The organism is Alteribacillus persepolensis (assembly GCF_900099605.1).
Lineage (GTDB): Bacteria > Bacillota > Bacilli > Bacillales > Marinococcaceae > Alteribacillus > Alteribacillus persepolensis.
Genome location: NZ_FNDK01000010.1, coordinates 84,671 through 106,732, shown reverse-complemented (window position 1 = coordinate 106,732; position 22,062 = coordinate 84,671). Strand labels below are relative to the sequence as shown.

The 22,062-nt window shown below is 41.9% G+C and carries 23 protein-coding genes; 4 read left to right on the top strand and 19 right to left on the bottom strand.

Annotated features, from left to right (window positions below):
* Window position 1: 1 nt before the first annotated feature.
* The 9 genes from BLT18_RS09830 to BLT18_RS09790 form a co-directional block, all read right to left on the bottom strand.
* On the bottom strand, window positions 2-1,126 hold the full coding sequence (locus BLT18_RS09830) for an AAA family ATPase (RefSeq protein ID WP_091273508.1): 1,125 nt from the start codon (window positions 1,124-1,126) through the stop codon (window positions 2-4).
* A gap of 20 nt (window positions 1,127-1,146) precedes the next feature.
* Entirely contained in the window at window positions 1,147-1,929 is a 783-nt protein-coding gene (cpaB, locus tag BLT18_RS09825) for a Flp pilus assembly protein CpaB (RefSeq protein WP_091273506.1), read from the bottom strand.
* Between the two features lie 17 nt (window positions 1,930-1,946).
* On the bottom strand, window positions 1,947-2,738 hold the full coding sequence (locus BLT18_RS09820; protein WP_091273504.1) for a hypothetical protein: 792 nt from the start codon (window positions 2,736-2,738) through the stop codon (window positions 1,947-1,949).
* A gap of 767 nt (window positions 2,739-3,505) precedes the next feature.
* Complete coding sequence (locus BLT18_RS09815; RefSeq protein ID WP_091273503.1) at window positions 3,506-3,823, bottom strand: helix-turn-helix domain-containing protein; 318 nt, start codon at window positions 3,821-3,823, stop codon at window positions 3,506-3,508.
* A gap of 584 nt (window positions 3,824-4,407) precedes the next feature.
* Window positions 4,408-4,749, bottom strand: coding sequence for a hypothetical protein (locus BLT18_RS09810; RefSeq protein WP_091273501.1), 342 nt, complete (start codon window positions 4,747-4,749; stop codon window positions 4,408-4,410).
* Between the two features lie 76 nt (window positions 4,750-4,825).
* A complete protein-coding gene (locus BLT18_RS09805; protein ID WP_091273499.1) occupies window positions 4,826-5,524 on the bottom strand; it encodes an ABC transporter ATP-binding protein in 699 nt (232 codons plus the stop codon).
* Window positions 5,521-5,898: a GntR family transcriptional regulator gene (locus BLT18_RS09800; RefSeq protein ID WP_091273543.1), complete on the bottom strand. Its 378-nt coding sequence runs from the start codon at window positions 5,896-5,898 to the stop codon at window positions 5,521-5,523. The genes BLT18_RS09805 and BLT18_RS09800 overlap by 4 nt, the downstream gene beginning before the upstream one ends.
* Before the next feature lie 3 nt (window positions 5,899-5,901).
* On the bottom strand, window positions 5,902-6,666 hold the full coding sequence (locus tag BLT18_RS09795; RefSeq protein ID WP_091273498.1) for a hypothetical protein: 765 nt from the start codon (window positions 6,664-6,666) through the stop codon (window positions 5,902-5,904).
* 154 nt (window positions 6,667-6,820) lie between these two features.
* Complete coding sequence (locus BLT18_RS09790) at window positions 6,821-7,351, bottom strand: DUF1648 domain-containing protein (RefSeq protein WP_091273496.1); 531 nt, start codon at window positions 7,349-7,351, stop codon at window positions 6,821-6,823.
* A 390-nt stretch (window positions 7,352-7,741) separates the two neighbouring features.
* On the opposite strand from BLT18_RS09790, the gene BLT18_RS09785 reads away from it, so the two are divergent.
* Complete coding sequence (locus tag BLT18_RS09785) at window positions 7,742-8,479, top strand: NADPH-dependent oxidoreductase (RefSeq protein ID WP_091273494.1); 738 nt, start codon at window positions 7,742-7,744, stop codon at window positions 8,477-8,479.
* 250 nt (window positions 8,480-8,729) lie between these two features.
* Here BLT18_RS09785 and BLT18_RS18210 read toward each other — a convergent pair whose 3' ends face one another.
* The gene (locus tag BLT18_RS18210; protein ID WP_175487459.1) at window positions 8,730-8,888 is read right to left on the bottom strand and encodes a hypothetical protein; all 159 of its coding nucleotides are present in this window, start codon (window positions 8,886-8,888) and stop codon (window positions 8,730-8,732) included.
* A gap of 416 nt (window positions 8,889-9,304) precedes the next feature.
* On the opposite strand from BLT18_RS18210, the gene BLT18_RS09775 reads away from it, so the two are divergent.
* Window positions 9,305-10,555: an NAD-dependent epimerase/dehydratase family protein gene (locus BLT18_RS09775; protein ID WP_245705235.1), complete on the top strand. Its 1,251-nt coding sequence runs from the start codon at window positions 9,305-9,307 to the stop codon at window positions 10,553-10,555.
* Window positions 10,556-10,934: 379 nt separating this feature from the next.
* The gene (locus BLT18_RS09770) at window positions 10,935-12,230 is read left to right on the top strand and encodes a hemolysin family protein (RefSeq protein WP_091273542.1); all 1,296 of its coding nucleotides are present in this window, start codon (window positions 10,935-10,937) and stop codon (window positions 12,228-12,230) included.
* Window positions 12,231-12,568: 338 nt separating this feature from the next.
* Here BLT18_RS09770 and BLT18_RS09765 read toward each other — a convergent pair whose 3' ends face one another.
* From BLT18_RS09765 to hppD, 9 genes are all read right to left on the bottom strand, one after another.
* A complete protein-coding gene (locus BLT18_RS09765; protein WP_091273488.1) occupies window positions 12,569-12,856 on the bottom strand; it encodes a DUF1871 family protein in 288 nt (95 codons plus the stop codon).
* A gap of 36 nt (window positions 12,857-12,892) precedes the next feature.
* Window positions 12,893-13,024, bottom strand: a complete 132-nt coding sequence (locus BLT18_RS18670; RefSeq protein ID WP_281242351.1) for a hypothetical protein — start codon at window positions 13,022-13,024, stop codon at window positions 12,893-12,895.
* Between the two features lie 155 nt (window positions 13,025-13,179).
* A complete protein-coding gene (locus BLT18_RS09760; protein WP_091273486.1) occupies window positions 13,180-13,482 on the bottom strand; it encodes a YerC/YecD family TrpR-related protein in 303 nt (100 codons plus the stop codon).
* 293 nt (window positions 13,483-13,775) lie between these two features.
* Window positions 13,776-15,221, bottom strand: coding sequence for a Na+/H+ antiporter NhaC (gene nhaC / locus BLT18_RS09755; protein WP_091273484.1), 1,446 nt, complete (start codon window positions 15,219-15,221; stop codon window positions 13,776-13,778).
* A 140-nt stretch (window positions 15,222-15,361) separates the two neighbouring features.
* Entirely contained in the window at window positions 15,362-16,759 is a 1,398-nt protein-coding gene (locus BLT18_RS09750; RefSeq protein WP_091273482.1) for a Glu/Leu/Phe/Val dehydrogenase dimerization domain-containing protein, read from the bottom strand.
* A gap of 137 nt (window positions 16,760-16,896) precedes the next feature.
* Entirely contained in the window at window positions 16,897-18,048 is a 1,152-nt protein-coding gene (locus tag BLT18_RS09745; protein WP_091273480.1) for a homogentisate 1,2-dioxygenase, read from the bottom strand.
* Window positions 18,049-18,072: 24 nt separating this feature from the next.
* Window positions 18,073-19,341, bottom strand: coding sequence for a fumarylacetoacetase (gene fahA, locus BLT18_RS09740; RefSeq protein WP_091273477.1), 1,269 nt, complete (start codon window positions 19,339-19,341; stop codon window positions 18,073-18,075).
* Between the two features lie 25 nt (window positions 19,342-19,366).
* Window positions 19,367-20,347, bottom strand: coding sequence for a hypothetical protein (locus tag BLT18_RS09735; protein WP_091273475.1), 981 nt, complete (start codon window positions 20,345-20,347; stop codon window positions 19,367-19,369).
* Window positions 20,348-20,382: 35 nt separating this feature from the next.
* The gene (hppD, locus tag BLT18_RS09730) at window positions 20,383-21,504 is read right to left on the bottom strand and encodes a 4-hydroxyphenylpyruvate dioxygenase (protein WP_091273473.1); all 1,122 of its coding nucleotides are present in this window, start codon (window positions 21,502-21,504) and stop codon (window positions 20,383-20,385) included.
* 134 nt (window positions 21,505-21,638) lie between these two features.
* Here hppD and BLT18_RS18780 point away from each other — a divergent pair, with 134 nt between their 5' ends.
* On the top strand, window positions 21,639-22,055 hold the full coding sequence (locus BLT18_RS18780; RefSeq protein ID WP_091273471.1) for a DUF1450 domain-containing protein: 417 nt from the start codon (window positions 21,639-21,641) through the stop codon (window positions 22,053-22,055).
* Window positions 22,056-22,062: the final 7 nt, after the last annotated feature.

Sequence of the window (22,062 nt, the reverse complement as noted above, 5' to 3'; positions counted from 1 at the left end):
ATCACTTTCCTTTCATCTTCACCAGATTCTTTTGAACGAAACGGTTAATGTCTGCGGTTGGTTTCGTTTGATTGACCTTGCCTTTTTTCGTGTAAAAAGGAAGTCCCATATTAATGAACGGCTGAATGCCATAAAAGTCCGCTCTCACTTTTCCAACAGCTTCTATACCGACAATATTCTTAATATCTTTTTCTGTAATCTCATTTTTCGTCTCTGTTTTATTGATGATTAATTGAAACTTGTCCTTGGATGTAAGCTGCAGCCGGTCAAGCAAGGCTTTCGTTTGTTTAAACGTGCGAATCGCCATCGTATCAGGAGTCAGCGGATAATAAATCTTTGTTGCTTCGGTGAGCGCAGTATATGTAATCGTTTGAAAGAAAGAAGGAACATCAACAATTACATAGTCATAGTGCTCTTTACAAAGCCGAATAAGCTTTTGGACCAGCTCTTCGGTGACTTCTTCTGCCTTTTCAGGATGAGACGGGCCGCTCAGTACCTCAAGCTCCGTTTGTTCCTGTTCAGTTGTCACGTTGTGGACATGATGAATGGAAAGTTCATTCAGCACAGGCAGCAGGTCACTGTAATTCCGAACAGGTTCTAGGGCCATTAATCCTTCTGCACCGCCAAACTGAGCATTTAAATCTAGAAAAAGAACTTTTTTGTCATACTGGGTTTTAAGACATTGACTAAGCATAGCCGCAAGCAGCGTTTTGCCGCTGCCTCCTTTGGCGCTGTAAAACGCCAGCACCTCGCCCCCTATGGAACTTCCGCTGGAAATAGTTGTCGCTCGTTCGATTTTTTCCAGCCCGTATTCAATCAACTCATCCAGCCGATCCCACTCATCGGGAATAAGGACAACATCTTCTGCGCCTTGTTTCATCCAGTTCCTTACATTTTCAAATGAACGTTCTTGAAGCAGCCCAATACATACCGAGGCCCGTTGAAACATGTTGGGACTTTGCCGGTCAAACACATCTTCTCCCACAAATAAAAAGTGATAAAAAGAGGACTCATCAATGGCAGTCCCTCCTGCATCAACGTCCATACCTTTGTTTTCCAATTGTTCTTTGAGCGGCTGTTTGATTTGGTCATTATTTGTTATGATTGCGGCTCTATACGTGCTCACGATTCTGCCTTCCTTTCTACCTACTGCTCGCTGTCTTCGTCATTTGTTCCATCTTCATTTTCTGTTTCATTGACTGCTTCTTCCTCTTCATTCGCTGCGTCTTGATCTTCATTTGCTTCTTCCTGACCTTCACTTGCCTCTTCTTCGTTTCCACTTGGAGCTTGAGGATCTTCATTCGGGTTTGTCTGCACCTGATTGACAAGAAGCACCCGAATTTGATCAGCTGTGTTCTGGTAGTGAATCAAATCTTCTGCTTCGTCTATCGGCAGCGATACTTTAATACTTGCTGGTATGTCCTCCTCTTCCTCTGATTCTGTTCGCTGTACAACGTCTACTGAAGTAAACAGCCTTCTCGTACGCTGATCAGCATTCGATGACGAGTAAGAAACGATAATATCGACTTGATCTCCTTCTGCAACCGCTTGGTCCATCACGACATTATTTGTGGCATTCAGCCACACGACGCGGTGATCGTCCGGCACATCAACACTCGAGCGCAAAATGTTTTTTGTCATTAAATCTCCTTGCTGCACTGGAACAATGCTGATGGACCCTTCTAATTCCGACGATTCTCGTACATACGATGAAATTTCCGTCGAAGCAGGCACTTCTTCCCAAGAAATCATCTCTTCGTTAATTTCTGTATACGTTGGAATATTCTCATCTGCCACTGCTACCTCAATCGTTTCCCCCAGAGACGCTTGAACGTTTCTCATTTCATTTAGAATAAGAGCTGTTGCTAAAACAGCCAGTATAAAAGCGGCAGCAAGAAAAATCATTGCCTTTCTTTTTGCATCCAGCATGGTTTTTCATCTCCCATTCATGTTGATTGATGCCGTACAGCAGGTTCGAACACTTGCACATACGGTATGTTGATCGGAAAGGCCTCGTCTTTTAACGCATAGGTGGGCACATCTGCTGAAGACAGTTCCGTACCTTTTGTTACCACCCAAGCATCTCTTTGGACCGCCTCGCCCTTCACGTCTTCCCAAATCGCATGCAATGTGTCTTTTTTCCGAGACTCCAATTTACCAGAATCATGAATGCGGACTTGCGTATACGCATCCCACTTTTTCTTTCGATAGACTTTATGCAGCGTCCGCTTTTTAAAGATTGACTTGGTGTTTGGGGTCAACACCCAGCCCGATGCACCAGCTGTCCATGATTTAATGCGCTGTCTAAGCTCCTGGTACGTCAGCCCGTTTGTTGAAAACCAATCTTTCATATCTGCCAGCCGGTTGATAATAAACAGTGTCTCGGCCCGGTTCAGCGCAGCAGGCAGCGGGTACAGCTTTTTGTCCGGCTGAAAAACATTTTGCACACGGCGTATCACCGGATGGTCGGTATACGCTGGGTCATAAAAATAAATCATCGGGCCGGCGGTCGCATAACGCTGAAAGATGTTGGAAAAGAACTCAATTTCGCTTTCCATAGAATACGAGCCAAGACGCAGCGTCTTAGGAAGAACAGCAGAAGACTGCGTGTGTATATATTCGTCAAAAGTCTGATTTTGCTTTTTCGTTTTGGCAGGCTTTATGACATAGGGAGTGTCATGGCCAGCTAAGAACGGGGAGGAGCTAAACCCAATCGTCTCATCTAATACAATAAGCATGTGTATCATCCTCGTTTATGCAGATGCTTCTAACAAAATTGTCACATTCTAGTAAATATTTTTATCATAGGAAATAGTTTCCTACAAATGTACTCTTATGTGAAAAAGATGCATGATGATAGAAACAAGACATTAGACTTGTGCTAAAAGAAATAAAAAAGCAGATGATGTTTAACTCTTTCATTTTTCTATTTGATCCTATACGGCATTGCGTCTTTTTTCTCAAGGAATCTTCATTGCTGTATGTTCTTGTATTTGTCCATTTTTGCAAATACCTTGAAATCAAGATAATGGAATGCCTGAAGCTTGAATATAAAGCATCAACAAGGACCATTGTCGCTTTTTGTATTTAAGACTTATTACCTCTTTTGGATTTCTGTCCTTCAAAAGAAATATAATCCCCCCAATGTCCCGATATATCACATAAAAAAAGCAAGACGCAGCGCGCCTTGCTCTTTCGGGCTGTTTTCCATTGATTAAAAAGTCATGTGTCTTTCTTATCCTGATAGAAAAGAATCACATGTTAACGCGGGGAAAACATCAGCATTGTCAACATATGGAAGCAATCCGTATACGTGCAGTGAGGCTGCCTGCACATGAAGGCTTGAGACAGCTTCTTTATGTGCACGCTTCCTCTTATGTATGCACTGCTTTTTCAACTGATGTACAAGTAAAAAAAACCCGCAATCATAAAAATAAATACACTCATATAGATAATACCTGGTACTACCAACACATAACTCCCCTTTCTATTCGATGACGGAAGTTTATATCTCGTTGTTTTTTTCTTTGTTTTCTTGAATAAATTGTCGAAAGGATTCTTTTGAAATACCGGATTCCATCGCTTCTATCACCACGTCCATCCATTCACTTTCTAAGGTGTCATGACTGGGGGTGTTGATGAGATTCTCGACAGGGATTTGAAGCACTTCAGCAACACGTTCTACATATTGAACAGATAAGTACGGGTAGATGTTTTGTTCGACTCTCTGCAAATACAAAAGCGACATTTCAGCCTTGTTTGCCAATTCCTGCAGGGACATATCACGGACATAGCGATAATGCATTATTCTTTGACCAATCATACAAAAGACACCTCTAAAATTGTCGAATATTTGTGAACACACAAGAAATTATAGTTAAAAAGAACCAATTTATCAATGGCAAACACGGAAAAACATGTATGAAAAAAAGGTGACATTTTCTCATCTATCCAAAAACACCCTGCCTTGCCTCCATATGTTCCATTTTCTAATACATTGATATTTGCACAAAGCGATATGTCTCTGTTTCCTCGTTGACAGCAATGAAGGGAGGCACCTGTGGACTAAGCAGCAGTTGAAAATTCCGAAGGTGCGAAAAACTTTGGGAAAAGAGGAAGCGCTGTCCGCAGCAAGCAATCCCAAACTGCCCCCTAGTAAGAAGATACCCCCAACAACTTTATCTCCCCCGCAAATACTGCATATAAAAAGGACTGCCTTTATACAGACAGCCCCTCCTGATGTATCAGGTACTTTTTCTCCAGCTTATTTATTCTTTGTTAAATCAGTGATAGCATAAGTTATTCCAACCCCTTGGTACGCAAAGAGATTAATAGCTGTAAAAGCAAATACACCTATCATAATAAATCGGAGCCACATCATTGATCTCCCTCCTGTCATTCAAAGATTCATTGGTTGATAGACGAGGAAGAACGAATTACATAATCAGCCCCATAAAACATAGGAGTAAGAGCTGATAATATTTTTTTGTAATACCAAGTTGGGATGATGAAAAAAGACGCAGCTCCGAAAACGATAATGAAAACAAATAGCGGCCAGTCCCAAAGCAACAAAGCAAACGAATGGTTGTCGCCGTCTGTAAACCCGTGCCGGTCATAGCTGTTTTCATCGGCTGCTATGACAATCATTGGCTGCCATGCATCCGAGCTTGGTATTACTCCATAATGGCCAGGCACAAGGGCATAAAATATGAACGTGAAAAAGGCGAGATATTTTATGGCACAACTCATCTTTTCATCATCCCTGCAGCGTATTTGTTTCATCTACCATGGAACATTTTTGAATATCTGAAAACTATCACACTTGTTATGATGGCAGAGAATAGTGCTGTGTCATCCACTCTACAACGCTTAACCCCTGCCGGTCTCTGATGTCTTCTGTATCTGCCACATCTAAAATTCTGCCGCCTTTGATGGCGATCACTCGATCAAATAACGCTTCCATCTCTTTGATTTCATGTGTCGTAATGATGACGGTTTGTTTGTCGACGTCAATAAAAGAAATAAGGCTTTTCACGATGGACTCGCGCACCATTGGGTCTAATCCTGAAAGCGGCTCATCCATTAAAATGACTGGTGCATCTCGTGAGAGCGTCAACACGATTTTAACCCGGCCGCGGTTGCCTTTCGATAATGTTTTTAGCTTTACGGATGGATCAAGGTTCATAAAGGCCAGCATTTCCTGAGCTTTTTCACGGTTAAAGTCACGGAATTGCGAAGCCTGAAAGTTAACCATATCTCCTACGGTATAAAAACTGTAATACGCATCTAATTCCGATAAATACGCAACTTTCGAAGCAATACGACGCGTCACCCTGGTCCCGTCAATCTGAACAGAACCCCTTGACGGCCGCACAAGGCCGGCCAGCGTTTTTAATAATGTCGACTTGCCGCTTCCATTCTCGCCGACTAAACCCGTAATGCCGCCTGGAGGCAGGTCTATCGATACATCTTGCAACGCTGTTTTTGTTCCATAACGCTTGCTGACTTGATTGACTGAAATCATTGCATGCTCCCCCTCTTTTCTATATATTGTTGTAAACCAGCTGTCATGTCTTCTGCCGAAAATCCCATCGCTTCCATTTCCCGCACAAATTGTTCAATGTGCAGTTGTTTCATCCTTTCTCTTAATTCGTCCAAAACTGCTTGATTGTCTGTCACAAACGTTCCTTGCCCGCGTTTTGTTTCTACCACACCATCTCTCTCCATTTCGCTGTATGTTCTTGATACCGTATTCGGATTTACGCCAAACTCCACTGCTGTTTCACGCACAGACGGCAGTTTTTCACCTGTTTTTAACTCTCCTCGTATAATGCGCCAGCTCATCTGATCGGCGAGCTGCCTGTAAATTGGTTTTGAAGTATCAAAAGAATCAGCCACCATCTACACCTCAGCTTTTCTATCAATCAATAACGTTGATATAGTAAATACCAATACCATCACGACAACATGAAACACAGCAGTACCTGCATAGAAATGAGCTGGAAACATGTCTCCCATTTGAGACAGCACACCCGTTTGAAAGGTGATTGTAAACTCTCCCCATTGCGTTAAAAACGCATAAATGGATGAATCAGACACTTTTCCAATGATCCAGTTTACCCCCAAAAACAGAACTACCATGACAAGCCACGTCCATTTGTTGAAGATGTTGCGAATCACTAGATAAATCGCAAAAAACAACAAAATATAAAGAGACAAATAGAGAGAATACGTAATCAGCATCGTCCCGCCAATCCCGCTGAACAGCGTTGTTTCCCACACACTTGGCCATTCCACAAGCGGCGCTGTTGTTCCGATTAAAAATAAAACAATCACACCATTTACGAGTAAAGAGACAATCATGCAAAGAACACCGCTTGCCACTTTCGCTGACACCAACCGATACATCGGCTGGGGATTATGCAGCCAAAGAGGCAGCGTGCTCATTTCTTTTTGCATGCTGATGAACAAATAAACCGGCACATACAAAAAGTGCATGAACACACCGGCAGTCATCCCTGCTAACATCACTCCCTGACTGGCATCTGCTGCCTGTTCGATGAGAAACGTTCCACCCCAGACAAGAAAAATCAGTGCAATACCAACAAAAAAAATGTCCTTTGTTAACTTAAACTCCTTCTTTATAAGTGCACTCCAACTGTTCATTCTTTTTCCTCCATTGTCATATTGTATTAGTGTACTACTTAATTAATACACTATGACATCACACAAAAAATTGCAATGTTTTTTTGTGAAATTTTTTTAAAACAGCAAAAGACGCTTTCCTGTGTATAGGAAAACGTCCTTTCGATGCAACGTATCAGTGTTTTATTTCGCGATAGATTCTCCATATATACAAAATCGGCAAAAGGAGAAGAATCACTGTGATGATGGGAACGACGATACCAAGACCTTCTTGATTTGCATATGCTGTTTGAATCATTCCGTAATGAATCGCACTAAACAAAATGCTGACAAGCAGATTCAGTACAGCAATCATCCTTGCGGTATGTGTTCGAATATCCATTGCCTGGTGGTTAGAAAGTTCATCTTTCTTCATAAACGGAAGATTGATAACATGCAGCACGTTTTGTGGATTTTTTGGCCGCATAATCAAAAAATAGTTAAGTATAAAACACTGCACTATAATGAAGATATAGAGAACACCAAGTCCTATGATCATCGTCTTTGAGCTCCAAGCGTCAGGTTCGCCGGCAAAGTTAAAGTGTCGCGGGATTTCAGCAGGCAGATAGCGATAATGATATACTACATAGAGAATCGTCAAAATAAGTATCAAAAATGTTAATACATCGAGCACAGGGGAATAATATTTTTTGATTTTTTTCCACATACTTTCCCCTCGTTTCTTTTTCCCTCAAGGCGTTGTTTGTTCATGATTTTTCCGTGATCCATTTTCAACCATGCGCTGCGCCATTCAAGTTGTGTGTTCATGCTTCATGACCTTCACGACATGATTTTGTATGCCCTTCCCCACTTCTTTTTATGCGGCATCACTCCTTCTTATGTAAAGATTTTCACATAGAGATATCAAAGCAATTTTATTTCCGTGGAAATGGTGTCTGCCTTTTCACAAAATAACATACTAACCTCCTGTCACCAGGTCTAAACGACACAGGACCATTTTCTATTTTGCAACAGCTGGCGAGCACTCCATTTTCTTTTGAACCAGAAGTTCTGATATAATTCCACTGAACACCGGCAGCATAGGAGGTTTCAGACGATGAATGAAGTAATAGAATCACTGCAGGCTCATCGCTCTTTTCGTTCGTATCAAGACAAGGCAGTCGATGAGGAACAATTGAATGAGATTATTCAGTCCGTCCAAGCTTCTCCAAACTGGATTAATGGCCAACAGTATTCCATTATCGCTGTAAAGGATGAGAAACGTAAAAAGAAATTGGCAGAGCTGTGCGGAAATCAAAAACATATCGAGGAAGCACCCGTTTTCCTCATCTTCTGTGCAGATTTTTATCGAACATATGTGGCGAGTGAAATGGAAGGAAAAACGTTAGAAACGCTAAACGACATCGACTCCTTGATTGTCAGCGTCACCGATGTCGGCATTGCGCTTGGTACAGCTGTTGCAGCAGCGGAATCATTTGGCCTTGGAACAGTGGCCATTGGCGGCATTCGCAAACAAGCACTTGATGTTATCGATATGTTGGACCTGCCAGAATACGTCATTCCGGTATCAGGCCTTTGTATTGGACATCCAGGAAGAGATGACGGCCAAAAGCCGCGTCTTCCAAAAGAAGCGGTTTATCATGAAGAGCGCTACAATCATAACGTACAGCCGCTTTTAGAGCAGTATAATGACACATATTCCCGCTACCTTCAGGAACGATCAACCAACAGTCGTTTTGGGACGTGGACAGAATTTGTCTCTACTTTCTTCAGCAAACCTTATTACCAAGGCATTGAAGAAATGTTAAGAAAACAGAAGTTTCCCGGAGGATAAACCGATTATCCCTTAGAAAGCAGCAGTTTCATTTCATCATGTTACATATTCCTGCCGTACAAACACGCTCTGTGAAGGCTTCTCCCCACAGGGCGTGTTATATTGTGAAGAAAGACCTATTCCCACTTCCCCGTACTAAACGTTAAATAAAAGCAAAAATCAGGCTCAGAACAACAACATTAGAAATAATGCTTTCACCGTTTCCTCTCTTGGCTTTATATGCCTTTCTTTTTAGTGCCGTGCTTATATATCATTTTTTTCGTTCATGTTCTAATTGAGCTATCCGCGTTTCCAACTCCTCGATTTTTTTCTTATTCTGACGAATTGGACGAATCCGATTATTAATAAATGCGATGAGGGCTAAAAACAAAACAATATAAAACAGCACACCCATTACCATCACTTCCACCATGACTCCTCCTCGTTTTCCTTTTGTATTCACCATTATCCAATATATCAGACTTGTTCTACAAGTTCTCATGCAGCCAGGCTGCTGGCTTTTCTTTTGAAAATGTTCTTTTTCCACTTTTTTCAAACATGAAAATTTGTTATATATAGTACTAGTTTTTTGCTGCTTCTTTTCCACGATCACAGCCCTGCTTCTTTGTATCGTATTCCTTCCATGGGCTTTTACGGCAATAGTTTGGTTACTTTACTATTCATAAAGTAGAAATGAGCGGTATAATGACTATTGGGAGAATGAGCAGGAAGCCTTGACTTATAATAGACATATATCCAGTTTACACTTATACTTTGTTACAATATGTTCATGAATAAAAGGTGCCTGCATTTTCTTTCCTAATATAAAAAATGAAAGGTGATACTTTGGATTGGAAAAATAATCAATCAGAATCACATAAGAAAATTATCGTATTGGGTGGAGACGGATTTTGTGGCTGGCCCACTTCTCTTCACTTATCCAATGTCGGACATGATGTAACGATTATTGACAATTTATCAAGACGAAATATTGATAACGAACTAGAAGCTGAATCATTAACTCCTATTCAGCCAATGGGCACCAGGTTACAAGCATGGGAAGAAGTGTCAGGAAAGAAAATTCGATTCTGCAATATCGATATCGCAGATGAATATGAAAAATTGCTGCAAGTCATCAACGAAGAACAGCCTGACGTTATCGTACACTTTGCAGAACAGCGCGCCGCACCTTATTCGATGAAATCACCGCAACATAAGCGCTATACAGTCAATAATAACATTAATGCGACCCATAACGTTTTATGCGCGATTGTAGAATCCGGCCGGGATATTCATCTTGTCCACCTCGGAACAATGGGCGTATACGGTTATGGCACAGCTGGGATGAAAATTCCTGAGGGATATCTGAATGTAGAAGTAAAAACAGAACAGGGTGAAAGAATCGAACAAGAAATTCTTTATCCAACGAACCCAGGTTCTATTTATCACATGACCAAGTCACAAGATCAATTGTTGTTTTTCTACTACAACAAAAATGACAATGTACGAATCACAGACCTTCACCAAGGAATCGTTTGGGGAACCAATACGAAAGAGACAAAGCTCGATGACAGGCTTATTAATCGTTTCGATTATGACGGCGATTATGGAACCGTCTTGAACCGCTTTTTAATGCAAGCAGCAGTAGGTTACCCTATTACTGTCCACGGTACAGGCGGTCAGACACGTGCGTTTATTCACATCCAAGATACCGTGCGCTGTATTCAGCTGGCGATTGAAAACCCGCCGGCACGTGACGAGCGCGTCATGATTTTTAACCAAATGACAGAAACTCACCGCGTCAAAGATTTGGCCGAGCTTGTCAGCGAAATGACAGACGGAGACATTGCTTATGTGACAAACCCGCGAAAAGAAGCGGCAGAAAATGAACTGCATGTAGAAAATAACCTTTTCCTATCAAAAGGGCTGGAGCCAATAACTTTAAGTAATGGCTTATTACAAGAAGTCACCGACATTGCAAGAGAATATGCATATCGGGCCGATTTGTCCAAAATCCCTGCGACAAGCACGTGGACCAAAGAACAGAAGCCGGGAATGCCGGAACAAAACACAAACGAGACAGCTGACGACGCGTAGACTGCCTTTGATACCATCTGATGCTTGCCGGGTTCCACAGCCAGGAAAAGTTTGCATACACGAGACTTTTTCGACATCCTAAAAACTAGGATTCGTTCTGATAATTTCCATCGCTTATATCCCATTTCTTTTTTATTTTGAAAAATACTTCTTAACCTCCTGTTAAATGGGAACACTTTAATAAACAGAAGTCGTTGCTCGTGGTGCCCTTCTGCTAAAGGCAGGTCCGCCCTGCCCGCTGTGCAGAAACCAGCACCTCTCTTTGTAAGTCCAGTAACAGGATGCTGTTCGTTGAATAAGACAAAGCTGCATCACAGACGATCAACTTTTCTTATTTGGAGGTGAGAACCTTACCCGAACATGCGGTGTAGGGATGAAGATGGAAATACTCAGCCTGTTTATGGTCGCTGTTCTCATTGCACTTACTGCTTTTTTTGTTGCATCGGAATTCGCGATCGTTAAAATGAGAAAGTCTCGCGTGGAAACGTTAGTAGAACAAGGAAAACCAGGGGCTAAAGCAGTAGATAAAGTAACCAGCAACTTAGATGGCTATTTAGCTGCCTGTCAGTTAGGAATTACCGTGACAGCGCTTGGCATCGGGTGGCTTGGTGAGCCGGCAGTTGCTCACCTTCTTCATCCAGTCATCGGCTCTCTCGGCCTTTCTGATGCACTCGTATCCACAATCTCTTTTATTATTGCTTTTGGCATCATCACGTTTTTGCACGTTGTCATCGGCGAACTTGCCCCAAAATCGTTCTCGATTCAAAAAACAGAGGCAGTCAGCTTATTGCTGTCTCCTTTGTTAGTTCTTTTTTATAAAGTGATGTATCCGTTTATTTGGCTGTTAAACGGTGCTGCCCGCGTATTGGTGAGCTTTTTTGGATTGCCGCCTGCAACAGAAAGCGGAGAAGTTTATTCGGAAGACGAAGTTCGTTCCATTTTATCAACCAGCTATGAAAGCGGCGAAATTAATGCGTCTGAAATGAGCTATCTGAATAATGTGTTTGAATTTGACGAACGAGTAGCTAAAGAAGTGATGGTCCCAAGAACAGAAATGGTGTGTATCTATAACGACTATACGTATAAGGAAAATCTCGACATTCTAAGACAGGAAAAGTACACGAGGTATCCAGTCGCAGACGGCGACAAAGATTCTATTACCGGGGTTGTTAATACGAAAGAGTTTTTTCATGACTTTCTCCATCAAAAAGAGAAAAACTTAAAAAGTTATACGAAACCGATTTTGCATGTAACCGAACATACCCCTGTGAATGAAGTATTAACAAACATGCAAAAAGAACATAGCTACATGGCAATTGTTGTCGATGAATATGGCGGCACCGCTGGTTTAATTACGGTCGAAGACATTATCGAAGAAGTTTTCGGTGAAATTCAAGATGAACTAGACATTGATGAAAAGCCAATGTTTCAACAAACAGATGCAGATACTATCATTCTAAACGGCAAACTTCTTATTTCGGAAACAAACGAACTGCTTGGTACAAATATTGATGACGACGAGCTCGATACAATTGGCGGCTGGTTCCTTGCCCAGCATGTAGAAGCGACAACCGGGACGACGATTGAATATGGCAGCTATCAGTTTCAGGCAATAGACGTTGAAGGACACCAAATCAAATCGATTGAAGTCACATCAAAAAAAGCAGCAGAATGAGTATTCTTCCATTGATACGTGACCATTCCTCTTTCATACAACGTCGATCATATAAAGATTCTCGCTTTAAAGCCCCTTTACCGGCAAATGGAAAAAGGGCTTTTCTTTCTTTTGAAACAAAAGTTCTGTCATGAGAGGTGATGACTAAGTATTGTATGGCTGTTCACACCATAGAAAAGGATTGTGTCAAGAAAAACGAATGAGACGCCGGTCAGCCAGCTGTCTTCTTTTCATCAATGCATCACGCGGCTCCGCAACGGTCTAAGACAACCAGCCTTCAGACAGTTGTTTTTATCTTTAGAAGAGGCAAAACCCTCTCCTTCGCTGAAGTCACGTGCTCATTCGCTAAAGAAAACAGAGTCCTCTTCCCTCCTAAGTTCCATCCAAATGCAGTGAGCCACGTGGAGACAATCATCATTGTTATGTTCCTCGTCAAACATGTTATCAAATATTTCTTTTATTTTCTCCGCTAATTCAGAGAAATGTTTTATCTCAGGCAAGGCCTCGACAATTTGTTTCGTTTCTATATCATATTCATCCAGTGGAGCGCCACCGGCTAACAAATTCATCGCATCCCATTCATCAATATGCTTTTTTACCACATTACACGCTTTTTTCGTTTCCATCTTCCTCCTCCTTCCATCCGGATGTTTGATGGATTATTACTTCTTGGACGCAATAACAGCAAGGATAAAAATCAAGAAAAATACGACACCGACTCCCATTAACAAAGAGATAATATCCACTGTTTTCCCGCCTTCCCCTAGTATATCAGCTTGTTGTCCCCCGCCCATTCACTCACTTCTTTCTTACCCGTTTTGCCAGGCGTCCGCTATGGTAAGCTATGTCCTGAATGAAAAATGACAAAGCGGAAGAAAGGCCCTGTGATGTTCTTACATAACAAGATCACAGGGCTGCCGCTATAGACACATTCTGTCTTTGTTATACGTTAATGATGCACTTCCTCTTCTCCCAGCCGCTCTAACACTTTTCTTAAACAACTATTTTCCCTCTCGAGACTTTTCTTCACCCGAAATATGAGGCTGGTTCGCGCGTTGGTTTCTAATTGAATTGTTTCATATGTTTCCCCTTGCAGCAGCCTTTCTGCTACGACAAACCGTTGTATAAACGCTTCTAGCTCCTTCATGCTGCACAAATCTTCAAAAAAATCAACAGTCTCTTCAACATTTTTTAATGACAGCACTGCTTTAAAAAATTGTTCCTGGTCCCTTATCCTTTTCTCTGTATTCATCTGACTCTCCCTCTTACACTTTTTATTCAGGCTGGGTTCTATGCACTTTTACACACACATGAATGTTTAACAGATGGCAACGCCTGCGGACACAGCAGCCAAACACCACGCGAGGCTAGCTGTCTGTCAGCTTTTAAAAAATAAGGCCATGCTTTGCGACAAACGTCCGCCGGCAGTGTCATCACAAAAAAGTCACTAGAACCTTTGTTTAAGAAACATCATGGAATCATTTGTTTAATTATTCCAGCCTGATTCCCTGCACTCCATTAAAAAATAGCAAATTATTTGAAATATTAAGATGATATGTTCGCCGGTTTCGATAAATTTTCTTCCTGTTCTTCCCACTTCTCCAGCTGTACTGGGTTTACCTCCGTATGCACCAGTGAAAAACCAGTATATCCGTAAATAATCGCAATAACAGGTGTAATAAAACATATAAAAGAAAATAGTATATATTCCATGCCAATATTTAGTGTAGTCATAATAAATGCTCCCGACACACCCCACGGAATAATGGGATGAACGACTGTTCCCGCATCTTCAAGTGTTCTTGATAAATTTTTTCGATGAAGACCAGCTTGTTGATATGTTGATTCAAGCATCTGTCCAGGTAAAACAACGGATAAATATGCTTCTCCAATTGTAACATTCACGCCAATGCAAGATAATACCGTAGTTAAAATAACATTTCCTTTTCGCTTTAAAAAACGAGCAATCCCTTCAATGACAGCTTGTTGAAACCCTATCTGCTGAACAAGACCACCAAATGCCAGTGCCATTAAAATAATGGATACCCCAAACATCATGTTGGATAAGCCGCCAATTGACAAGAGACTGTCAATAGATGCAACCCCAGTATCAGCTGCATATCCATTTTGAGCAGTTGCCATTAATTCACTGAGCGAGACTTCTGATACGGTGTAAAAAGAGGTTAACACTGCAATACATAAACTGACTACTAATGTCGGTATCGGCGGGAATTTCTTTAAGGCCATCACAACGATGGTAAGAGGAGACAGTAATGTAATCATTGTAATCGAGAAATTGGCATGCAGCGTCTGAATCATTTCTTCAATCTGGCTTCCTGCCGGATTAACGAGCTGTGAGTTAAAACCAATGACTGTAAAAATACCTAATGTAATGATTAGAGCCGGGATAGTCGTCCATAACATGTGGCGAATGTGCTCAAAAATGTCAACCTTTCCTATTGCAGACGCTAGATTGGTTGTATCAGAAAGCGGAGAAAGCTTGTCCCCAAATACTGCCCCGCAAACAATAGCTCCAGCTGTCATCGCCGGAGAAATATCCATTCCGTAAGAAACTCCCATTAATGCAACTCCTATTGTACTTATTGCACTCCAAGAGCTTCCTGTCATGACAGAAACAATAATACAAAGAATGACCGACGAAACAAGGAAAAACTGAGGAGATAACAGATTTAATCCATAATAAGCCATCGTTGGAACAGTGCCGTTCATCGTCCATATCCCAATAATAATCCCAATCATGCATAATATTAAAATTGGGGGTATCCCTGCTGATATACCTTTCACCATTGCTTTCTCTAAATCTTTCCATTTATAACCAAGTGTATAGCCATATACTGCTACAATGATAGCGGCAATGACAATCGGAACTTGCGGCGACGTTTCAAAACGTAAAATGCTGACTCCTAATACGGTGGTAATGACAAGAATCAAGCATATAGACATAAAAAAAGAAGGGCTGCGATATTTCATATTTAACCTCCAAAACTTATTGTATGCGTTTACAAAAAGATGAAAAGAAACAAAACAGACTAGACCGACGAAAAAAGGCCAGCCTGTTATGCCACCACGTTGTCATTTTCTATTTTTCTTAAAAAATGAGACCATTTATTTCAATCCAATCTTCGCTGCCAAAATATTTCATGCTGTGCATTTACGTAAGCATTCTCTGTCGGTGTTATTCCGCGCTGCCGGCTTTCATATAAATTTCTTTTTGTCCCTTCCCTGCATACTTGTAAGCTATGTCTTCTCACTCTATCTAACGAAGCATTTCCCTGATGAATGCCTTCTTCACATCCTGCAATCACGCCGGCTGTATTGTGCATCCATTCCACTTGAAACAAGATTCCGTGTTTTTCAAGCTTTTCTGCCAGTTGTATTTCCTGTTCCGCAGAGATTGCTTTTAATTGATTGTTAGCTGCTCCCATCACAATATCAAACGTTAGCTGTGGAATAATGCCCGCTGTTATAATACCGCCAATAGCACACGGACAAAAAATATCCGCCTCAACGAATCGAATATCACCTGACTCCACCTGAATGGGCTTTCCTTCGTTCTGTTCAAGAAATTGTTCCAGCACAGTGGAGTCAGCTTCTGTTACGATTAGCGAAGCCCCGGCATCCAGCAGCAGCTCAGCTAAACACTTCCCTACGGCTCCTAATCCTTGAATAGCCGCTGTTTTATTTTCTAGATTTTCAGATCCCCACTTCACCTTTGCAGCTTCTTGCAGCGCAGAAAATGTTCCTTCAGCTGTGGGCACGGCTGTTGGGCCGATATTGCTGTCATTACCATTTGTCATGTTTTGTGTGAACTCTTTTCGAATCGCATCGGCATGCGCAGGCGTAAACCCCATATCAGGACCAGTAAAGGACCGGCTTCTATCAATACAGTAAGCCAAAAACCCAAGAGATTCTTTATCATCCACAGAAATCTCATCTGATATGACAATGAACTTGGATCCTCCAAACGGAATTTGCGCTGCGGCGTTTTTATAGCTCATTGCTCGTGACAAATTTAAACCGTCTGTCATTACTGCATGCTCCTCTGTATGAGGATCATGTCTTCTGATTCCTCCCATACGGACAGCGTGATAACCATTACTTATGCCAAGCCGGTTAGTATGCTTAAAATGAATAAAAGCTATACCTTTATCTCGAAAGTATAAGTATTCTAATCCCATGTGTCTGCTTTGTTTCATAGAATCAATAATATCCAGCAGATATTCCTCCAATTCATACTTTCGAAATAATGACAAGCTTTCTTCTTTTCCGAAACGTTTTGTTTCTTCAGCCAATCGTGTTTCATAACTGAACGTCTTATTGTAGTCTGGCCAATTCACATCTTCATCCCATTCTCGGGCTGTTTCCACCGCAACGATATCTTTTTTCGCACCCAAAGAAATGTTTAACGCAGTGAGCTTCTCTTCATGCAAAACGCTTAAAATACTTTTTTTACGGCTGTATTTGTCATTGATTTCTTCCCTTTCCTGCAGCCATTTTCTGCTCCGCAAATGTTACTGTCATGACATCATTTCTCCCGTGTTGATGCCAGAACCGGGATAACTTATTTATAATCCCGGTCCCATGTTTTATTTGTGTCTTCTCCATGTTCATCATTGTTTGTTCAGCCTTTTGATGCTTTTTGACCTTACACCCAGCTGTATTTGTATTCCGGATCTTCAAACCTGCGCGCTTGTTTAACCACACGAAGCGGTCGAAATGTGTCAATCATCACAGCTAATTCAGCTGTCTCTTTTTTGCCAATGCTTGCTTCAATCTTGCCCGGATGAGGTCCATGAGGAATGCCGGACGGATGCAGCGTCAGCGACCCTTCATTTATCCCTTTTCGGCTCATAAAATTCCCTTCAACGTAATAGAGAACTTCATCACTGTCAACGTTGCTGTGAAAATAAGGAGTTGGAACAGCATCTGGATGATAATCATACAGACGCGGAACAAAAGAACAAATGACAAAATTGTTCGCTTCAAAGGTTTGATGAATAGGCGGCGGCATATGAATGCGTCCAGTAATCGGTTCAAAATCATCTACATTAAAAGTGTAAGGGAAAAGATATCCGTCCCATCCAACAACGTCTAACGGGTGGTGATTGTAAGTATGTGAGTGCATGAATCCTCTAGATTTCGTCCTCACTTCGTATTCACGATGATCCACGTGGGTTTCTAATTTTTCTGGCCCGTGAAAATCCCGCTCACAAAATGGACTATGTTCAAGAAGCTGTCCATGCTCATTACGGTAACGTTTCGGTGTGGTAATCCAGCTATTTGTTTCTATCACTAAAAATTTTGACTCGCCGGTATCCGGTATCACGCGATAGATAGTGCCAATCGGAATGACAATATAATCCCCTGGCTTATAATGAAGAGTTCCAAACGTGGATTCTACCTTTCCCGAACCATAATGAACAAACAACACCTCATCGCCATCCCCATTTCGATAGAAAAAGTCCATCGGTTTTGAAGGGTTTACAACACCAATTAAGACATCTTCATTTCCCAGTAAATACTGTCTGCCCATAACAGCATCGCTGCCTTCTGTATATTCGTGTGAGTGAAAATGCCGATGAGAAAGGTCCGCTTGGTTTTCATACTGCACTCTGCAGTCCTGTAACAATTCGGATTTCGTAATGCTTGTTGGAGGGCTGTGGTGATATAAAATTGACTGAATACCTGAAAACCCTTTGGTTCCCATCACTTGTTCGCGATATAGCGAACCATCTTCTTTCCGAAAGATCGTATGTCTTTTTCGAGGAACTTCTCCCATTTTTTTATAAAACGGCATGAACAAAACCTCCTTCTCTCATTGTTAGGAAGAGTAATCTATAGAAGGCAGAATACGCCCAGTCACTTCGCCAAACCCAATCCGGTAGCCGTCTCCTTGACACCAGCCAGTCATTGTAATCTCATCTTCGTCTTCTAACCATACTCTTTCCTCGCCATTACTCATCTGAATGGGGTCTTTCCCTGCCCATGTCAACTCCAGCAGGCTGCCGCGCTGTTGTTTTTCAGGTCCGCTAATAGTTCCAGATGCGTGCAAGTCTCCAGGACGCAAATTGCACCCAGCCACTGTATGGTGACTAATCTGCTGAGCCATGCTCCAATACAGGTACTTAAAATTCGTCGAGACAATGTTTTGAGGCTTTTCCATTTCCTTTCCTTTTAAATATACCTCTAGTTCAATATCAAAAGAGCCAGCTCCATCTTGTTGGAGATAAGGCAGCGGCTCAGGATCTTGAGCGGGACCATCAGTGCGGAACGGCTCCAAAGCTTCAAATGGCACGACCCAAGGCGAAATAGACGTCGCAAAGCTTTTTGATAAAAACGGCCCGAGCGGCTGGTACTCCCACGCCTGTATATCCCGTGCACTCCAATCATTCACCAACACCAAACCGAAAATGTGATCTTCGGCATCAGCAATCGAAATTGGCTTGCCTCGTTCATTGCCAGGTCCTATAAACCATCCCATTTCCAGTTCAATATCCAGCCGTTTACTTGGGCCAAACACAGGAACTTCTTGTTCCGGCGGCTTCTTCTGTCCTTGAGGGCGGTAAACATCCGTACCGCTTAATACAACAGAGCTGGATCTTCCATGATAGCCAATCGGAATATGAGTCCAATTTGGCATCAGTGCATTTTCTTTTCCACGAAACATGGTTCCAACATTCGAAGCATGTTCTTTTGATGCGTAGAAATCCGTGTAATCCCCTATTTGTGCTGGCAAAAGCATTTCAACATCCCGGCGGTGCAGCAACGAAGCTTCCCGAAGAGTTTGGTTGTCCCGCAGTTCAGGTTCTTCTTCTTTTAACAAATCCTGAATTTGTGAACGTACTCTCTTCCACGTGCCGCGCCCCAGACTCATAAACATGTTCAGTGAAGGCTGCTGAAATACTCCTTTTCCCTCTGCGCCTGTTCCTGATAACTTTCCAGCTTTATCTATAACGGACAAATCTAACACATACTCTCCTATCGCTGCACCAATTCGGGGGCTGCCGCCATGAATGGGCCGAAACACACCGTAGGGCAGGTTTTGGATGGGAAAATGTGATTGTGGGTCTGTGTGTATAAATGATTTCATCGTATCCCTTTGGCTCCTTTCCTTCTTAGAGAATACCTAATGCCCGCAAATCTTCACGAGGCTCATTAAAACTGCAGCTTCCAAAAGAGCGAAGCGATGTTTTACGCATGAGCAATATATCGGAAACGGAGAGCATGTAATCCTGCCACTGCAATCCGTCCTTTGTAAAAGAAAAATGGTTTGGATTTTCATCGGCAAGAATACGGGCTGCTGTGGAAACATCTAAACCATGACTGCGAACTAGCATCCCAGCAGTAAAAACATTCAAGAAACCATGCATGCGGGTGTCTGCTTCATTTCGGAACATTCGAATGGGATGATGCAGACCTGCTGTAAATTTCACAGGAATCCCCCGTTCACCTGTCCCTGCAAGTACAGCTGCCACCTGCTCTGGTGATGGAAAAGCATCAGATGTTACGCCCCCCATACGCAGCTTCATCCCAAGCTTCGGTCCTCCCTTGAGATTGTGTGCCGCTATTTCATCAAGGGTTTTAAGCATCTGATTCTCCCAATCCGGCTGTTTAAGAGAGATCGTCACTTCACAAAATGTGTCTAAACCATGCTTTTTTGTCGCTTCCGCAATGGTTTGAAGCAAATCGCTGCTTGGGGGAGAAGCAGGGAGGGGCGCCTCAAATACTTCAGCGCCCGCCACCCCTTTGTGATCCTCACAAAACGTGCGGACTCTTGCTAGATCGGTATATAATAATTCTTTATATTTCTCTTCATCTTCACTCTTCTGTCCGACAGCTGATATCGTCAAAGGTTTTTCTTTGGAAAAAAGCGAAACATAAGAGTAAAGCTCATTCAATCGAAATGCAGGAATGATAAAACGTCCCAGCATCCACGAATCATCGCATGACAAGTAAGAGGCATAGTTGTGAACAGCTGGCTCTAATGGTAATTGAGCTGGCGGAAACAGGCCGGCATAATCAATTACGTGTGATAAATAGGAATGAACACTCGCGTTTGCTGTATCCGTTCTCTCTAACGTGTGTCTTTCTTCCATGTAAGTTTCTCCCTCCTGTCTTTTGCTGAGCGACATTAAATATTGCCGCGCCGCTCTTGTTCGCGTTCGATCGATTCAAACAGGGCTTTAAAGTTCCCTTCTCCAAACCCTCTCGCCCCTTTACGCTGGATGATTTCAATAAATACCGTCGGCCGATCGACAATAGGCTTTGTAAAGATTTGCAGCAAGTACCCTTCATCATCCCGGTCCACTAAAATCCCCAGTTCTTGCAGCTTCTTTACATCTTCATCAATGTTTCCTACTCTGCTTGTGAGTTCTTCATAGTACGTATCTGGTGTGCTGAGAAATTCGACACCATTTTCTCTTAACGCACGAACCGTTGAAATAATGTCATTGGTCAGTAAAGCTAGATGTTGAACACCTGGACCATTATTAAATTCTAAATATTCTTCAATTTGCGACTTCCGCTTCCCTTCAGCAGGCTCATTAATGGGGAACTTAATACGTCCTGTACCATTGGTCATTACTTTCGACATCAACGCTGAATATTCGGTAGAGATATCATCGTCGTTAAAATGCCTTAACACATTAAACCCAAATACTTTTTCGTAGTACGTCGTCCACTCATCCATTACCTCTACATTTCCCACGACGTGATCAAAACCGACAATTCCTGTCGACACCGATGGAAAAGGATTTTCATAAGGTTGAAATCCTGGTAAAAAACTTCCCTTATAATCAACGTGTTCAATTAACGTGTGAACCGTATCCCCGTATGTTCCGATAATGGCTTTTTTCACCACACCATTTTCGTCTTGTTCCGTCCAAGGTTCTTTTAGTCCCACTCCGCCTCGTTTCACAGATCCATAATAGGCTTCGTCCACATCCGTGACTTTTAATGCGATATCTTTGACACCTTCTCCATGTAACTTTACAAACGAAGAAATATCACTGTCTTCTGTAAGAGACCCCGTAATAACCAAATGAATAGCTCCTTGCTGCAGAACATATGAAACTCTGTCTCGACATCCTGTTTCCAGGCCTCGATAGGCTTTTGCTTCAAATCCGAATGCTTTGGAAAAATAATAAGCTGCCTGTTTGGCGTTTCCAACATATAATTCCAAGTGGTGAAAATTTTCTACAGGAAATATGTCCTTTGTATGTTTCTCTTCTGCTTTCGATGCATGTTGATTCATAAAAAAACCTCCCCTTTATTAACTGACTGAAAATTTAATCATCTTGTATTTGGAATCGTATTATAGAAATTAAAAGGCCGCAAACACTCACGTTAATACATAAACACTTCAACTGAATAAAGAATCTTTGTTATATGCGGGAATGGGAGAAAATTCTTCAAACAAAAAAAACAAAACTTTACTACTGCAAAGCGTTTTTGCTTTCACTTGCACGCTTGTGCCTATTTCTGTCTGTCACTATAATCACTACACAAACACACAACACACAGAAAGGAGTGTCGAAACTGAAACATACCGTGAAATTTTGTCCAAATAATTTTGAAAGAGAATTACATGAGCTAAAAAGTCATGTAAAAAGACTTTCTCAAGTCGATATTTTAGAAAATCAGTGTCTAAACTTTTGCGGTCAATGCATTGAACAGCCCTTTTCACTTGTTAACGGAAAAAACGTTACGAGCAGTACCGCAAAAGATCTCTATCTCAGTATCATGAAGCATCTAGAGACTGCCCCATCTTCTTGTTCCACCCATGAAAATAAAAGCTTTCACTAAACGCAAT

What these genes read in the sequence shown, in the direction of transcription:
- BLT18_RS09765 (WP_091273488.1), bottom strand. Translation starts at nt 12,856, where the DNA reads ATGGAAACGAAAAAAGCGTGTAATGTGGTAAAAAAGCATATTGATGAA.
- nhaC (WP_091273484.1), bottom strand. Translation starts at nt 15,221, where the DNA reads ATGAAATATCGCAGCCCTTCTTTTTTTATGTCTATATGCTTGATTCTT.
- BLT18_RS09795 (WP_091273498.1), bottom strand. Translation starts at nt 6,666, where the DNA reads ATGAACAGTTGGAGTGCACTTATAAAGAAGGAGTTTAAGTTAACAAAG.
- BLT18_RS09805 (WP_091273499.1), bottom strand. Translation starts at nt 5,524, where the DNA reads ATGATTTCAGTCAATCAAGTCAGCAAGCGTTATGGAACAAAAACAGCG.
- fahA (WP_091273477.1), bottom strand. Translation starts at nt 19,341, where the DNA reads ATGAAATCATTTATACACACAGACCCACAATCACATTTTCCCATCCAA.
- BLT18_RS09785 (WP_091273494.1), top strand. Translation starts at nt 7,742, where the DNA reads ATGAATGAAGTAATAGAATCACTGCAGGCTCATCGCTCTTTTCGTTCG.
- BLT18_RS09735 (WP_091273475.1), bottom strand. Translation starts at nt 20,347, where the DNA reads ATGGAAGAAAGACACACGTTAGAGAGAACGGATACAGCAAACGCGAGT.
- hppD (WP_091273473.1), bottom strand. Translation starts at nt 21,504, where the DNA reads ATGAATCAACATGCATCGAAAGCAGAAGAGAAACATACAAAGGACATA.
- BLT18_RS09815 (WP_091273503.1), bottom strand. Translation starts at nt 3,823, where the DNA reads ATGATTGGTCAAAGAATAATGCATTATCGCTATGTCCGTGATATGTCC.
- BLT18_RS18780 (WP_091273471.1), top strand. Translation starts at nt 21,639, where the DNA reads ATGCGGGAATGGGAGAAAATTCTTCAAACAAAAAAAACAAAACTTTAC.
- cpaB (WP_091273506.1), bottom strand. Translation starts at nt 1,929, where the DNA reads ATGCTGGATGCAAAAAGAAAGGCAATGATTTTTCTTGCTGCCGCTTTT.
- BLT18_RS09760 (WP_091273486.1), bottom strand. Translation starts at nt 13,482, where the DNA reads ATGAATACAGAGAAAAGGATAAGGGACCAGGAACAATTTTTTAAAGCA.
- BLT18_RS09810 (WP_091273501.1), bottom strand. Translation starts at nt 4,749, where the DNA reads ATGAGTTGTGCCATAAAATATCTCGCCTTTTTCACGTTCATATTTTAT.
- BLT18_RS09770 (WP_091273542.1), top strand. Translation starts at nt 10,935, where the DNA reads ATGGAAATACTCAGCCTGTTTATGGTCGCTGTTCTCATTGCACTTACT.
- BLT18_RS18670 (WP_281242351.1), bottom strand. Translation starts at nt 13,024, where the DNA reads ATGGGCGGGGGACAACAAGCTGATATACTAGGGGAAGGCGGGAAAACA.
- BLT18_RS09820 (WP_091273504.1), bottom strand. Translation starts at nt 2,738, where the DNA reads ATGCTTATTGTATTAGATGAGACGATTGGGTTTAGCTCCTCCCCGTTC.
- BLT18_RS09790 (WP_091273496.1), bottom strand. Translation starts at nt 7,351, where the DNA reads ATGTGGAAAAAAATCAAAAAATATTATTCCCCTGTGCTCGATGTATTA.
- BLT18_RS09745 (WP_091273480.1), bottom strand. Translation starts at nt 18,048, where the DNA reads ATGCCGTTTTATAAAAAAATGGGAGAAGTTCCTCGAAAAAGACATACG.